This is a genomic window from Stenotrophomonas sp. SBJS02, from assembly GCF_020428325.2.
In the GTDB taxonomy this organism is placed as follows: domain Bacteria; phylum Pseudomonadota; class Gammaproteobacteria; order Xanthomonadales; family Xanthomonadaceae; genus Stenotrophomonas; species Stenotrophomonas africana.
In genome coordinates this window covers 3,577,688-3,591,673 of the sequence record NZ_CP109812.1, presented here as the reverse complement: position 1 = coordinate 3,591,673, position 13,986 = coordinate 3,577,688, and the positions used below count along the sequence as shown (strand labels likewise).

At 66.7% G+C, this 13,986-nt stretch carries 10 protein-coding genes and 1 riboswitch; of the genes, 6 read left to right on the top strand and 4 right to left on the bottom strand.

Annotated features, from left to right (window positions below; translation table 11 throughout):
- Positions 1-142: 142 nt before the first annotated feature.
- Together FQS62_RS16670 and FQS62_RS16665 are read right to left on the bottom strand one after the other, a co-directional pair.
- Positions 143-622, bottom strand: coding sequence for a hypothetical protein (locus FQS62_RS16670; protein WP_049444699.1), 480 nt, complete (start codon positions 620-622; stop codon positions 143-145).
- Between the two features lie 22 nt (positions 623-644).
- Positions 645-2,735 carry a catalase gene (locus FQS62_RS16665; protein WP_088479609.1) on the bottom strand — a complete coding sequence of 697 codons (2,091 nt, stop codon included), beginning with the start codon at positions 2,733-2,735 and terminating at the stop codon, positions 645-647.
- 115 nt (positions 2,736-2,850) lie between these two features.
- Here FQS62_RS16665 and FQS62_RS16660 point away from each other — a divergent pair, with 115 nt between their 5' ends.
- The 3 genes from FQS62_RS16660 (at position 2,851) to FQS62_RS16650 (ending at position 5,572) form a co-directional block, all read left to right on the top strand.
- On the top strand, positions 2,851-3,573 hold the full coding sequence (locus FQS62_RS16660) for a helix-turn-helix transcriptional regulator (protein ID WP_208043552.1): 723 nt from the start codon (positions 2,851-2,853) through the stop codon (positions 3,571-3,573).
- An 82-nt stretch (positions 3,574-3,655) separates the two neighbouring features.
- Positions 3,656-5,023 (top strand): amino acid permease, encoded by a 1,368-nt coding sequence (locus FQS62_RS16655; protein WP_049444694.1) that lies wholly within the window; start codon positions 3,656-3,658, stop codon positions 5,021-5,023.
- Positions 5,024-5,161: 138 nt separating this feature from the next.
- Positions 5,162-5,572 (top strand): VOC family protein, encoded by a 411-nt coding sequence (locus tag FQS62_RS16650; protein WP_005410627.1) that lies wholly within the window; start codon positions 5,162-5,164, stop codon positions 5,570-5,572.
- A gap of 91 nt (positions 5,573-5,663) precedes the next feature.
- Here FQS62_RS16650 and gcvP read toward each other — a convergent pair whose 3' ends face one another.
- On the bottom strand, positions 5,664-8,531 hold the full coding sequence (gene gcvP, locus FQS62_RS16645) for an aminomethyl-transferring glycine dehydrogenase (RefSeq protein WP_057499863.1): 2,868 nt from the start codon (positions 8,529-8,531) through the stop codon (positions 5,664-5,666).
- Positions 8,532-8,592: 61 nt separating this feature from the next.
- A riboswitch (glycine riboswitch) is annotated at positions 8,593-8,695 on the bottom strand.
- Positions 8,696-8,994: 299 nt separating this feature from the next.
- On the opposite strand from gcvP, the gene FQS62_RS16640 reads away from it, so the two are divergent.
- The 3 genes from FQS62_RS16640 (at position 8,995) to FQS62_RS16630 (ending at position 11,735) form a co-directional block, all read left to right on the top strand.
- Positions 8,995-10,221: a multidrug effflux MFS transporter gene (locus FQS62_RS16640; RefSeq protein ID WP_208043551.1), complete on the top strand. Its 1,227-nt coding sequence runs from the start codon at positions 8,995-8,997 to the stop codon at positions 10,219-10,221.
- 141 nt (positions 10,222-10,362) lie between these two features.
- A complete protein-coding gene (locus FQS62_RS16635; RefSeq protein ID WP_208043550.1) occupies positions 10,363-11,259 on the top strand; it encodes a siderophore-interacting protein in 897 nt (298 codons plus the stop codon).
- A gap of 83 nt (positions 11,260-11,342) precedes the next feature.
- A complete protein-coding gene (locus FQS62_RS16630) occupies positions 11,343-11,735 on the top strand; it encodes a hypothetical protein (protein ID WP_014038106.1) in 393 nt (130 codons plus the stop codon).
- A 127-nt stretch (positions 11,736-11,862) separates the two neighbouring features.
- Here FQS62_RS16630 and FQS62_RS16625 read toward each other — a convergent pair whose 3' ends face one another.
- Positions 11,863-13,827: a M2 family metallopeptidase gene (locus FQS62_RS16625; RefSeq protein ID WP_208043549.1), complete on the bottom strand. Its 1,965-nt coding sequence runs from the start codon at positions 13,825-13,827 to the stop codon at positions 11,863-11,865.
- Positions 13,828-13,986: the final 159 nt, after the last annotated feature.

Sequence of the window (13,986 nt, the reverse complement as noted above, 5' to 3'; positions counted from 1 at the left end):
CGAACGTTGCTGCACGAATGCGGCCGCGCTCAGCGGCTGCATTTCGCTGGAAGGGCTGCGTCCATGACTGCAAGCACGCACTCGTGCAGCGACAACCGAAGTTGCCGCGTGGATGAGGACGCTGTCGCCCTGATCGAAGGGCTCAGCCGCGCGCGCGGGTACGCGCGGCTTTCTTGGCCGCCACCTTGCGCACTGCCTTCTTCGCCGCACGGGTCTTCGCCGCCTTCTTCGCTGCAGCACTACGCGAGGCGGCCGTACCGGCCTTCTTGACCGCTGTCTTCTTTGCGGCTGTCTTGCGGGCCGGTGCCTTCTTTGCCGCCGCCTTCCTGGCTGTCGCCTTCTTCGCAGGTGCTTTTTTCGCTGCCGTTGTCTTGGTTGTGGCCTTCTTTGTGGGCGACTTCCTGGCAGGCGCCTTCTTGGCAGCCTTCTTGCTGGTCGCCTTCTTGGTGCCCTTGCGTGCGCTGCCGGCGCGCTTGCCGCCGCCGTCCTGCTTGTTCACGGTGGCCCAGGCAATGCGTTCGGCCGTTCCTTCGCTGGCGCCGCGATCACGCTCGCTTTCCTCGATGTGCTCGGCCTGGCGCTTCTGTTTCTCGGTATATGCGGATTTGTCACCACGGGGCATGACAGTTCTCCTGTTGTTGTAGTCAGGCCAGCAGGCGCAGCTTGGGTTCACGCGCCCATTGGCGGGTGGCGGCGACTGCCAGGAAGGCCTTGGCGTCTTCCGCTTCGACGATGCCGGCATCGTTGCCGACCCGTGCCGTCTTCAGCAGCGCCTGGCCACCGGCATCGCTGGCGATGGCCTTCAGGTGCGCCCACGCCTGGCTGACGAATTCGACGGCTGCACTCTCTTTCGACAAGGCCTTCGCGGCTTCAAGGCTGAGCACCACGGCGACCGCATCGAATACGGCCGACGGGGTGCCCGCCAGCTGCCCATCCGCCGCCTGCAGCGCGCCATCGCTGAGCGTGGCACCCCCCACTTTGGGGGCGACCAGCTTCACGTCTGCACCTGCTTTCCTGGCTGCCTTGCTCAGGTTGGCAATGATGCGGGCGTCGGAGCCTTCATCGAACAGGATGCCGATGCAGCGACCCTGCAGGGTGGGCTTGTTACGCCCGATCACGCGCACCTCGGGAGCGGGCGGCATGTCCCGCACCGGGGTAGCGGTTGGCGCGGGGTCGGGCAGTGCGGGCAGGGCCAGACCATCGGCCACGCGCTGCGCCAGTGAGTCATCGATGTTGCGCAGGTGGCTGACGGTGCGTACCCGCACCTTCAGCGTTTCCACCTTGGACAACTCGAACACCAGCGCCGAGGCAAGGTGCGCCTGCTCCGGCTTTTCAAGGCTGCGGAAGAACATGCGGGCCTGGCTGTAGTGGTCGGCAAAACTCTCCGCACGGGTGCGGCCCTTGCGGCCGTCGTCGGCACTGGCGTGACTGCGGAAGCCGCTGGGTGTCTCGCGCGGTGTGTCTTCCTGCAGCGAACTGGGGTCGTAGGCCACCCGGCCCTTGGGAACCTGCATCTGCATATGCCCGTCGCGCTGGTGATTGGCAAACGGGCACTTGGGTGCATTCACCGGGATCTGGTGGAAGTTGGGGCCGCCGAGGCGCAGCAGCTGTGTATCCAGGTAGGAGAACAGGCGCCCCTGCAGCAGCGGGTCGTTGCTGAAGTCGATACCCGGTGGCACGTTGGCCGGGCAGAAGGCAACCTGCTCCGTTTCGGCGAAGAAGTTATCCGGCCAGCGGTCCAGCACCATGCGCCCGATGACCTGCAACGGTACCAGCGATTCGGGAATGATCTTGGTCGGGTCCAGGTGATCGAACGGGAACGCGTCAGCCTCATCTTCGGTGAACAGCTGCACCGCCAGTTCCCATTCGGGGAAATCGCCGCGCTGGATCGCCTCGAACAGGTCACGGCGATGGAAGTCGTTGTCGGCCGACTGCAGCTTCAGCGCTTCGTCCCAGACCGTTGACTGGATACCCAGCTTCGGCCGCCAGTGGAACTTGACGAAGGTCGATTCGCCCGCCTCGTTCAGCAGGCGGAAACTGTGCACGCCGAAGCCTTCGATCATGCGCAGCGAGCGCGGGATGGCGCGGTCACTCATTGCCCACATGATCATGTGCATTGATTCGGGCATGAGCGAAATGAAGTCCCAGAACGTGTCGTGGGCCGACGCGGCCTGCGGAAAGGCGCGGTCCGGTTCCATCTTCACCGCGTGCACCAGGTCCGGGAACTTCATCGCGTCCTGGATGAAGAATACCGGGATGTTGTTGCCGACCAGGTCCCAGTTGCCCTCCTTGGTATAGAACTTGACCGCAAAGCCGCGCACGTCGCGCGGGGTGTCCACCGAGCCTGCGCCACCGGCTACCGTCGAGAAGCGGGTGAACACGGGTGTCTTCACGCCTACCTCGGTCAGGACGCGAGCGCGGGTGTGCGCCTTCAGCGATCGGGTCAGCTCGAAGTAGCCATGTGCTGCGCTGCCACGTGCGTGCACGATGCGCTCGGGAATGCGTTCGTGATCGAAGTGGGTGATCTTCTCGCGGAGGATGAAGTCCTCCAGCAGCGTCGGCCCCCGAGGTCCCTGCCGCAGGGAGTTCTGGTTGTCCGCCACCGGGATGCCCTGGTCGGTGGTCATCGCCGGATGGCTGCCCCCAGCCTGCTGGTGGAGTTCATCGCCATCGCCCCGGCGGTGGTTTTCGGCAGGGGTGGTTGCGCGCTTGCCGGTCGGCTTGCTGGCGGCCATTGACGTTGGCTCCGGATCATCAAAAAGGAACCACGACACTGGAACCAGCCCCGTTAAACCCAGGTCCGGCAAAGGTGAACGTACAGGCAAAAGCGGGCTCGGGTATGCTTGCGGCATGCGAGTCGAGCCTGCCGACATCGAAGCCCTGTTCGACGCCATCCCGGATGTGCTGTTCTTCATCAAGGACCTTCAGGGGCGTTACACCCACGTCAACCAGACCATGCTGCGGCGGCTGGGCCTGCGCGCCCGCAAGGACGTGATCGGGCGTACCGCGGCGGAGATCTACCCGACCGGGCTGAGCGCCGACTACGTCGATCAGGACGCCCGCGTGCTGTCCGGTGAGGTGATCGAGAACCTGATGGAGCTGCACCTGTTCGCCAACCGCGAACCGGGCTGGTGCCTGACCTGCAAGCGCCCACTGGTGGTCGATGGGGCCATCGAGGGGCTGATCGGCATTTCCCGCGACCTTGGCCAGAAGGACAGCCTGGGCACCCAGTACGAGCAGTTGCGGCTGGCCCTGGCCCACCTCAATGCGCACTACGCCGAGAACGTGCGCATGCAGACCCTGCTGGACATCACCGGCTTCTCGCTGTCCAAGCTGGAGCGCAGTTTCCGCAAGGTGTTCCAGATGACCCCGCAGCAGGTGCTGACCCGGCTGCGGATCCAGATGGCCATGCACCTGCTGCATGGCGACGACAGCATCGCCTGCATCGGCCAGGCCTGCGGTTTCAGCGACCAGAGCGCCTTCACCCGCAAGTTCAAGGCTGAAACCGGTTTCTCGCCGCGTGCCTATCGTGCCCGTATCGGTGGCAACGTCGGCGAGCCGGTGCTGGCCTGAGCCGCCTGCTGCGCTGTGCCTATCCCCGCGGGCATGGGACAGGGTAAGGTGTCGCCCCTGTAGCCCGCCGCCAGCCCTGCCGATGCCCAACTCGATTCCGACTGCTTCGCCGTCCCGCCTCGGACATTCGCTCAAGCCCCGCCAGCTGATCATGATGGGCCTGGGCAGCGCCATCGGCGCCGGCCTGTTCCTCGGCTCGGGCGTGGGTGTGCAGGCGGCCGGTCCGGCGGTGCTGGTGTCGTACCTGGTGGCCGGTGCGCTGGTGATCATCGTGATGAACGCACTGGGCGAGATGGCGGCGGCCAAACCGACCAGCGGCGCGTTCTCGGTGTATGCGGCCGACGCCATGGGCGCCACCGCCGGTGCCACCGTAGGCTGGCTGTGGTGGGTGCAGCTGGTGATCGTGATCGCCGCCGAAGCGGTAGGCGCGGCCGGGCTGTTGGCCACGGTCTGGCCTGCGGTGCCGGTGCCGATGGCAGCGTTGGCCTTCATGCTGTTCTTCACCGCGATCAACCTGCTTGGGGTGAAGAACTTCGGCGAGTTCGAATTCTGGTTCGCCATCCTTAAAGTGGCGGCGATCCTGGCGTTCATCGCCATCGGTGTGGCGCTGCTGATGGGTTGGCTCCCGCAGGTGACCTCGCCGGGGCTGAGCAACTTCACCGAGCATGGTGGCTTCGCCCCGAAGGGCCTGGCGGGTATTGGCGCTGCGCTGCTGGTTGTCGTTTTTGCCTTCGGTGGCACCGAGATCGTGGCCGTTGCGGCGGCGGAGACCGAAGACCCGGAACGCAGCATCGCCCGTGCCATCCGCACCGTGGCGTGGCGTATCCTGGTGTTCTACATCGGCTCGCTGAGCGTGATCATCGCCGTGGTGCCGTGGACCAGCGAAGCGCTGAAGTCGCCATTCGCCGCCGTGCTGGACATCGCGCGCATTCCGGGCGCCGGCACCGCCATCACCCTGATCGCGGTAATCGCGCTGCTGTCGGCGCTCAATGCCAACCTCTACGGCGCCTCACGCATGATGTATTCGCTGGCGCAGCGACGTGAAGCCCCGGCCGTGCTGGGCTGGACCGATCCGCGCCAGGTACCGGTGATCGCCGTGCTGGCCAGCGTCCTGTTCGGTTTCGCTGCCACCGTGATGGAACTGCTGTTCCCGGACCGGGTGCTGCCGGTGCTGCTGAACATCGTCGGTTCCACCTGCCTGCTGGTTTGGACGCTGTCGCTGGTCTCGCAGCTGGTACTGCGCCGCCGCGCGGATCGCCTGGGCACCCGCCTGCCGTTCCGCATGGCGGGCTTCCCGTGGCTGACCTGCTGCGCGCTGGGCATCCTGGCGCTGATCTTCGGCCTGCTGCTGAGCGAGTCGCACACCCGCCTGCAGTTCCTGTCGATGGTGGCGCTGACGGCCACTATCGCCGCCAGCAGCGCCATCGCAAGGCGCATGCGCGAGGCGTAATTCTGTAGAGCCGACCCTACGGTCGGCTGCTGTTTGCGCGGTCGCCAGCCGAGCATGGGCTCGGCTCTACAACAGGCACACACTCCGCGTGGCACTGTGCAGGCAGGCCGTCATCGGCCCGTCGACCAGGAGTACCGCATGCTGCGCAGTCGCCCTTTCCTGATGTTCACCGGCCAGGCCGAAGCCGCGCTGGCCCTGTACGCCGAGGCCTTCGCCGATTTCCGCCTGCTGGCAATGCAGCGCCATCCGGATGGCGCCGGTGCCGGCGTGCCCGGGCAGGTCCGCCAGGCCATCTTCCTGCTGGGTGGCACCCACTACCTGTGCTTCGACAGCCTGGACGTGCACGACTTCACCTTCAGCCCGTCGATCTCGCTGTTCGTGGAGTGTTCCGGCGCCGAACAGTTCGAGCGTGCCGCGCGTGTGCTGGGCGAGGGCGGCCACTGGCTGATGCCGGTGGGCGACTACGACTTCAGCAACCGCTACGGCTGGGTGCAGGATCGCTTCGGGGTGTCGTGGCAGTTGAGCCTGGGGCAGATGCCGGACCCGTGACCGGAATGTTGTGGGTGTGGCCTTGGTCCGCACACCCTCATGAAAACGGCCCGCTTGCGCGGGCCGTTCTCTTTACCGATGCAGCGAGGAATCAAGCCTCGACTTCATCATCCTTGTAGGCATCGACCGGGATGCAGGCGCACATCACGTTCTTGTCGCCGTACACGTTGTCGACACGCGCCACCGGCGGCCAGTACTTGCTCTGCTTCAGGCTGGCCAGCGGGAAGGCGGCCAGTTCACGCGGGTAGGCGTGGGTCCACTCGCTGGCGGTCACCGCAGTGGCGGTATGCGGCGCGTTCTTCAGCGGGTTGTCCTCGCGGTCCAGGCGGCCGTCTTCGATCGCGGTGATCTCCTCGCGGATCTGGATCATCGCGTCGATGAAGCGATCCAGCTCGTGCAGCGATTCGCTCTCGGTCGGTTCGACCATCAGCGTGCCGGCCACCGGGAAGCTCAGGGTCGGGGCATGGAAGCCGAAGTCGATCAGGCGCTTGGCCACGTCCTCGGCGCCGATGCCGCTGGTCTTCTCCAGCGGGCGCACGTCGAGGATGCACTCGTGCGCCACCAGACCGTTGCGGCCGGTGTACAGGGTCTTGAAGTGCGGGGCCAGGCGCTTGGCGATGTAGTTGGCGTTGAGCTGCGCAACCTGAGTGGCCTTGCGCAGGCCGTCGCGGCCCATCATCGCGATGTACATCCAGCTGATCGGCAGGATCGAGGCGCTGCCGAAGCTGGCCGCGCTGACCATGCCGACCGGGCCGTTGTCCCCCAGCTTGCCCGGCAGGAACGGCGCCAGGTGCTCCTTGACCGCGCACGGACCGACGCCCGGGCCGCCACCGCCGTGCGGGATGCAGAAGGTCTTGTGCAGGTTCAGGTGCGAAACGTCCGAACCCCACTTGCCCGGCTTGGCCACGCCGACCAGGGCGTTCATGTTGGCACCGTCGGTGTACACCTGGCCGCCGTGCTTGTGGATGATCTCGCAGATCTCCACCACCTCTTCCTCGAACACGCCGTGCGTGGACGGGTAGGTCATCATGATCGCGGCCAGACGGTCGCTGTACTTCTCGGCGTTGAGGCGGATGTCTTCCACATCGACATTGCCGTTGGCGTCGGTCTTGGTCACCACGACCTTCATGCCGCACATCTGCGCCGAGGCCGGGTTGGTGCCGTGCGCCGAATCCGGAATCAGGCAGATGTCGCGATGTTCCTCACCGCGCGAACGGTGATAGGCACGGATCGCCAGCAGGCCGGCGTACTCGCCCTGCGCGCCGGAGTTCGGCTGCAGGCTGACGGCGTCGTAGCCGGTGCATTCGACCAGCATCGCTTCCAGCGTGTCGATCAGTTCCTTGTAGCCCAGCGCCTGGTCGGCCGGCACCAGCGGGTGGATCTGCGAGAACTCCGGCCAGGTCACCGGGATCATCTCGGCGGTGGCGTTGAGCTTCATGGTGCACGAGCCCAGCGGGATCATCGTGCGGTCCATCGCCAGGTCCTTGTCGGCCAGCGAGCGCAGGTAGCGCAGCAGCTCGTGCTCGCTGTGGTGGGTGTTGAACACGGGGTGGGTGAGGAACGCGGACTGGCGCAGCAGGCCGGCCGGCAGCGCGTCGGCGGTGCTTGCATCCAGCGCGTCGACGTCGGCCTGCGCGCCGAACACGGCAGCCAGCGCGACCACGTCGGCGCGGGTGGCGGTCTCGTCCAGGCTGATGCCGACCGAGTCGCTGTCGATCGCGCGCAGGTTGTAACCGGCGGCGCGCGCCTTGGCATGGATTTCATCGGCATGCACGCCGGTGACATGCAGGGTGTCGAAGAAGTCGCCACCGACCTGGACGCCGGCGTTGCGCAGCGCGGCGGCCAGGATCGAGGCCAGGCGGTGGGTGCGGCGGGCGATGCGGGTCAGGCCTTCCGGGCCGTGGTACACGGCGTACATCGAGGCCATCACGGCCAGCAGGACCTGCGCGGTACAGATGTTGGAGGTGGCCTTCTCGCGGCGGATGTGCTGCTCGCGGGTCTGCAGGGTGAGGCGGTAGGCCGGGTTGCCCTGAGCGTCGATCGAGACGCCGATCAGGCGGCCCGGCATCGAGCGCTTGTAGGCGTCACGGCAGGCCATGAAGGCCGCGTGCGGACCGCCGAAGCCGAACGGCACGCCGAAACGCTGGCTGTTGCCGACCACGATGTCCGCGCCCCATTCGCCTGGGGCGGCCAGCAGGGTCAGTGCCAGCAGGTCGGTGGCCACGGCCACCAGGCCGCCACGTGCGTGCACGGCATCGACCAGCGCCTTGTAGTCGCCCACCTGGCCGAAGGTATCCGGGTACTGCAGCAGCAGGCCGAACGCTTCCGCTTCCAGTGCTTCAGCCGGGGTGCCGACGCGCAGCACGATGCCCATGGGCTCGGCGCGCGTGCGCAGCAGCTCCAGCGTCTGCGGGTGCACGGCGTCGTGCACGAAGAAGGTGTCCGATTTCGACTTGGCCGAACGCTTGGCCAGGGTCATCGCTTCAGCGGCGGCAGTGGCTTCGTCCAGCAGCGAGGCGTTGGCGATTTCCATGCCGGTCAGGTCGGCGCACAGGGTCTGGAAGTTGATCAGCGCTTCCATGCGGCCCTGCGAGATTTCCGCCTGGTACGGCGTGTAGGCGGTGTACCAGGCCGGGTTTTCCAGGATGTTGCGCAGGATCACGTTCGGCGTGTGGGTGCCGTAGTAGCCCTGGCCGATGAAGCTGCGCAGCACGGTGTTCTTGTCGGCGATCGCACGGATCTTCGCCAGCGCCTGTACTTCGGTCATCGACTCCGGCAGCGCCAGCGGCGCCGGCGACTTGATCTTGGCCGGTACGATGGCATCGGTCATGCCATCCAGCGACGCGTGGCCGACGACATCGAGCATCTGCGCGATCTCGGCGTCGTTGGGGCCGATGTGGCGCTCGACGAACGCGTTGTGGTGCTCGAGCTCACGCAGGGAAGGGGTGTTCTGGGACATGGCGAAGGATCCGTCAGGAAAGGGCACACGCACGGGCACAAGCCGCCGGTCGGCGGTCTGCGGGGCGCCCTCTGTCCTTTTGCCTGAGAGTTTAAAAGTGCGGCGGACCGCAGCTTCGTGCCCCTTCGGCGCCGGATCGAACCGGTCTCTCCAGAGTTCTGTTACGGGTGGTATCGGGCCTGAGCGATTACGGGCGTTGCGCCTTCGGCAGCGGTGTTCCGCTTCTCCCACCGTGTTGCCTGCTGATTATAGCCCGTTGCGGGCCCGCCGGCCGCCTCCAGCCATGGCCGCCGCGCCTGAATGGACGGTGGCCCGGCCGTGCGTTTTGTGCAGTGCTGCATGGCATCGCGCGCAATCCCCACCTATCATGGGCGGATACCCGAATTCATCTGGCGCCGTCCCTGCAGAAGGGGACCGGCGCCCGCCGTGCGTGCCGCGCATGGCCCTGCCGGACGCCTTCCCCATGACCGCCGCTGTTGCTCCTTCCACCCGCCGCATGGCCCTGCTGCTCGCTGGCCTGGCCATGTTCGGTCCGTTCTCGATCGACACCATCTTCCCGGCGTTCCCGCAGCTGGCCCAGCGCCTGGCGGTGGACGAGGTGGCGGTGCAGCAGACCATCAGCGTGTACCTGCTGTTCTACGGCCTGATGAGTCTGGCGCACGGTCCGCTGTCCGATGCCTGGGGCCGCAAGCGGGTGATCCTCGGCGGCCTGGTGGTGTTCGTCGGCGCCTCGGTCGGCTGCGCGCTGTCCACCGACCTGACCACGCTGCTGGCGTTCCGTGCGCTGCAGGGCCTGTCGGCGGGTGTCGGCATGATCGTCGGCCGCGCGGTGATCCGCGATCTCTACCACGGTCACGACGCGCAGCGCCTGATGAGCCAGGTGTCGATGCTGTTCGGCATCGCCCCGGCCATCGCACCGATCATCGGTGGCTGGATCCTGCTCAGCGGCGCCGGCTGGCCGCTGATTTTCTGGTTCCTGGTGGTGTTCGCGCTGGTCCTGCTCGCAGCCACCGCGCGCTGTCTGCCGGAGACCCATCCGGTCGAAGCACGCGTGCCGTTGTCGCCGCGCACGTTGATGCGTGATTACGTGCGCATCGGCTTCAACCCGCGTTTCCTGCGTCTGGCGCTGGCCGGCAGCATCGGCTTCGGTGGCATCTTCCTGTACATCTCCTCGGCGCCGGTGTTCGTGATGCAGCACCTGCATCTGGGCGAGGGCGGCTTCGCCTGGCTGTTCATTCCCACCATCGGCGGCATGACCACCGGCTCGTTCCTGTCCGGGCGCATGGCCGGCCACACCACGCCGACGCGGCAGGTCGCCATCGGTTTCGGCCTGTGTGCGCTGTCGGTGCTGCTGAATGTCGGCTATGTGGCGCTGTCGCCGCAGTTCGTGCTGCCGTGGGCGGTGCTGCCGATCTTCCTGGGCGGCATGGGCATGGCACTGATCTTCCCGATCCTGGCGCTGGCGGTGCTGGACATGTACCCGCACCAGCGCGGCCTGGCCTCGTCGCTGCAGGCCTTCGTGCAGCTGATGATCAGCACGGTGGTGGCCGGCGTGGTGTCGCCGCTGCTGAGCGCGAGCCCGCTGCACCTGGCGCTGGGCCAGGCCGCGTTCTTCGGCGCCGGCTTCGTGTTCTGGTACTGGGAACACCAGCGTGAACGCGCGGCGCAGGCGGCCTGCACGGGCCATTGAGCAGCGCACAGGGGTAGAGCCGGCCGCAATGCCCGCAACGCTTGCGACGAGGAACGACCGGACTAGGCTGGGCACTCCAGCCAGCCGGTGCGTGGATGCACGACAGCCAGCCAATCCGATGCCGTTGCATGAGGTTTCCCCATGGCTGCGCAGCAGACCTACCGCCTGTTCGAGGTGGCGCTGAAGGAGCGCCGCGTTCTTTCCCCTTCCCTGGACCGCATGGTGTTCACCGGTGCCGACGTGGCGCGGATGAAGACTGAAGGCCCGGACCAGCGCATCAAGGTGTTCTTCCCCTTGCCCGGCCAGGAGGTGCCGCAGGTCCCCAGCGGTGACGACTGGTACCCGCGCTACCGGGCCCTGCCGGACGACCAGCGCCCGCCGATGCGTACCTACACCATCCGCCAGTTGCGGGCCGAGCAGGGCGAGGTCGACGTCGATTTCGTGCTGCATGGCGAGACCGGGCCGGCCTCGCGCTGGGCCATCCACGCGCGGCCGGGCGACCGCGTCGTGCTGCTGGCGCCTGACGCCGATTGTTCCGGGAGCAGCGAGGGCTGGGAGTGGAAGCCACCGGCCGGTGTCGGCCAGGTGCTGCTGGTGGCCGATGAAACCGCGTTGCCTGCGGTGGCCGGCATCCTTGAGGAACTGTCAGCCATGGTCGACCCACCGCGCACGCTGGCGCTGCTGGAGGTGGCGCAGGCCGGTGATGCGGTGCACCTGAAGGCGCCCTCCAGCGCCGAGCTGGTCTGGCTGCCGCGCGGGCAGGCCGCCTACGGGCAGCGGTTGCTGCAGGCAGCCCAGGCGCGGTTGGCAGCGGCCTCGGGCGTGGCTGCCGGCGATGCGCTGGAGGAGATCGACGTCGATACGCAGATCCTCTGGGAACAGGCCGATACCCGCGTGGCCGGGCCCCTGTATGCCTGGGTGGCGGGCGAAGCGGGGGCGGTGATGGCGATCCGCCGCCACCTGGTGCGCGATTGCGGGCTGGACCGCCGCGCGATCACCTTCATGGGCTACTGGCGGCAGGGCAAGGTGCTGGACTGACCGGACTGGATCGAGCACGCGTGAAGCAGCGCTGCGGGCGGGGTGCGCTATCCTTGCGCCCCCCTTCGCAGCGGTACCGCACCATGTCCACCAGCTCCAAGACCCGCCGCGACCAGCGCCGTCGCCAGGAAAAGCAGGCCGCCAACAAGGCCGCTGCGCAGGCTTCGCCGGTGGAACCGCATGCCGAACTGCGCGACGCGCAGCGCACCCTGCTGGCTGGTGTCGTGCGCCGTGACGGCGAATGGGTGCTGGGCATGGACGGCCGCATCGCGGGCCACAGCGAGAGCGCTGCGCAGGTGCTGGCGCTGATCATGCAGGCCGGTGAGCTGCACGAACGCAAGGGCACGCCGGTGCGCCTGATGTACTCCGATGCACTGCGTGATGCCGCACAGGCCGAAGCAAAGGAGAAGGGCCAGACCTTCGAGGAGTTCAAGGCCGAGCTGGCCGCGGCGATGGCGGCGAAGAAGAACAGCTGATCGCGCCCAATATGTAGAGCCGAGCCATGCTCGGCTTGCCGTACGCAGCACGGTGGAAATGCAGCCGAGCATGGCTCGGCTCTACAACAAGGAGAAGGGGCGGATCCTCGCGGACCCGCCCCTTTTCTCATTTCGCCGCCGGGGCCGCGTTGGCCTGCCAGCCGCACATCTGGCCTTCGTTCTGCTGCTTCAGCCACTCGTTGACCGGCGTGAAGTACTCGATCATCGGGCCGGCATCGAGCTTGTCGGTGCCGGTCAGCTCCTTCAGCGTGGCCTGCCACGGCTGGCTGGCACCCTTGCTCAGCATCGCCCAGTACTTCTGGCCGGCTTCCTTGTTGCCGTAGAAGGTGCAATCATGCAGCGGGCCCTTGTAGCCGGACGCGTCGCACAGGCCCTTGTAGAACTGGAACTGCAGGATGCGCGCCAGGAAGTAGCGGGTGTACGGGGTGTTGCCCGGCACGTGGTACTTCGCGCCCGGATCGAAGAACTCTTCACCACGGGTGCTGGCCGGGGCCACGCCCTGGTACTTGGCCTTCAGGTCCCACCACGCCTTGTTGTAGTTGTCGGCGGTGATCGAGCCATCGAACACGCCCCAGCGCCAGCGGTCGATCATCAGCCCGAACGGCAGGAACGACACGCCCGACAGCGCCATGCGCATCTGGTTGTTGATGACTGCTTCGCGGCTTTCGGTCGGTGCATCGACCAGGCCGATCGAGCTGAGGTACTTGGGCGTCATCGCCAGCACGATGGTGTCGCCGATCGCTTCATGGAAGCCATCGTTGGCACCCCCCTGGAACAGCGGCGGCAGCGGGTTGTAGGCCAGGTCGTAATAGATGTGGCCCAGCTCGTGGTAGATGGTGGTGAAGTTCTCTTCGTTCGGCTTGATGCACATCTTGGTGCGCACGTCGCCTTCCATGTTCATGTCCCAGGCGCTGGCGTGGCAGACCACGTCGCGGTCGTCAGGCTTGATGAACTGGGTTTTTTCCCAATACGACTGCGGAAGCGACGGCATGCCCAGCGACACGTAGAAGTCCTGCGCGCGTTCGGTCATCTGCCTGGCGGTACGCAGTTCGGCCTCGCGCTGCGCCTTGTACTGGGCGGCGACGTTGGCGTCCTTGCCGGCCTTGGCCAGCGCCGCGCTCAGGTTGGTCTGGTACTGCTTTTCCAGTGCCGCGGTGATGTCCAGGCTGCCGGCGCCCGGATACGGTTCCAGCTGGTCCCACAGATTCGACCAGTCCTGCTGCCACATGTTGCCCAGCAGGTGCGCGGCGATCAGGCCGTTGCCCACTTCGGCCTTGTCCTTGCCGTAGGTCTTGTCCAGCTTGCCGCGTGCGTAGCAGTGCAGCTGCTCGTACATCGGCTTGACCTGTTCCCACAGACGGTCGGTTTCCGGGCCGATCTGCTCCGGCGGCATGTCGTAGCCGCTGCGCCACATCTGGCCGGCATCGGTGAAGCCCATGCCCTTGGCGCCTTCGTTCACCAGGCCGACGAACTTCTGGTAGTCGCCGCGCATGCTCTTGGTGGTGCTGTGCCAGCCCTGCCAGGCATCGAGCTGCTTGTCGTAATCGCGGCTGCGCGCCAGTACCTGTTCCAGCTCGCCCAGCTGGCGGCAGGAGTTGGGATCATTGGCGTCGGTGCAGTACTTGCCGGCGCCGTAGCTGCCTTCCATGCGGGTGGCGATCTGGGTCAGCTCGGCCAGCTTGGCCGGGTCGCGCGGTGCCGGCATCGATGACATCAGCTTCAGCAGGTGGATCGCGCGCTTGCTGTCCTCGCTCATCGGCTTGCCGTCGAACTTGGCGGCCTGTTCGATCCAGCTGTTGAGCTGGGTCAACGAGCGTTCGTTGGCTTTGGCTGCGATACGTTCGGAATCACTGTTGATGTAGGTGGAGGACAGCCACTGCGCTGACGTCATCTCCGGGTAGGCGGCCTTGAATTCGGCATTGATGCGGGCCACGAACTGGTCGGCGGTTTCGCCGGCCGGGGCGCTGCTGCTGGCGGTATCGGTGCCTGGCGCAGCTTCCTTCTTGCAGGCGGCCAGGGCCAGCGTGGCGACGGCGATTGCCGAGGCCAGCAGGAGATGACGGTGTTTCACGGGCGGTCCTTGGGTGGTGAACGACGGCCGAAGGCTAGTGGGCCGTCGCCGCCACCGCAAGTGGCGGAAGTCGGCCGGGCGGCGCCCGGCACCCGCAGAGGCCTTCAAGCAACGGCAACGTCAACTTCAAAAGCGGGGATTCCGCAGTTTGGCGGGGCG

Bases quoted from the DNA above. Each gene is read 5' to 3' on its own strand.
- FQS62_RS16635 (WP_208043550.1), top strand. From the start codon at position 10,363: ATGGCTGCGCAGCAGACCTACCGCCTGTTCGAGGTGGCGCTGAAGGAG.
- FQS62_RS16665 (WP_088479609.1), bottom strand. From the start codon at position 2,735: ATGGCCGCCAGCAAGCCGACCGGCAAGCGCGCAACCACCCCTGCCGAA.
- FQS62_RS16655 (WP_049444694.1), top strand. From the start codon at position 3,656: ATGCCCAACTCGATTCCGACTGCTTCGCCGTCCCGCCTCGGACATTCG.
- FQS62_RS16640 (WP_208043551.1), top strand. From the start codon at position 8,995: ATGACCGCCGCTGTTGCTCCTTCCACCCGCCGCATGGCCCTGCTGCTC.
- gcvP (WP_057499863.1), bottom strand. From the start codon at position 8,531: ATGTCCCAGAACACCCCTTCCCTGCGTGAGCTCGAGCACCACAACGCG.
- FQS62_RS16670 (WP_049444699.1), bottom strand. From the start codon at position 622: ATGCCCCGTGGTGACAAATCCGCATATACCGAGAAACAGAAGCGCCAG.
- FQS62_RS16630 (WP_014038106.1), top strand. From the start codon at position 11,343: ATGTCCACCAGCTCCAAGACCCGCCGCGACCAGCGCCGTCGCCAGGAA.
- FQS62_RS16650 (WP_005410627.1), top strand. From the start codon at position 5,162: ATGCTGCGCAGTCGCCCTTTCCTGATGTTCACCGGCCAGGCCGAAGCC.
- FQS62_RS16660 (WP_208043552.1), top strand. From the start codon at position 2,851: ATGCGAGTCGAGCCTGCCGACATCGAAGCCCTGTTCGACGCCATCCCG.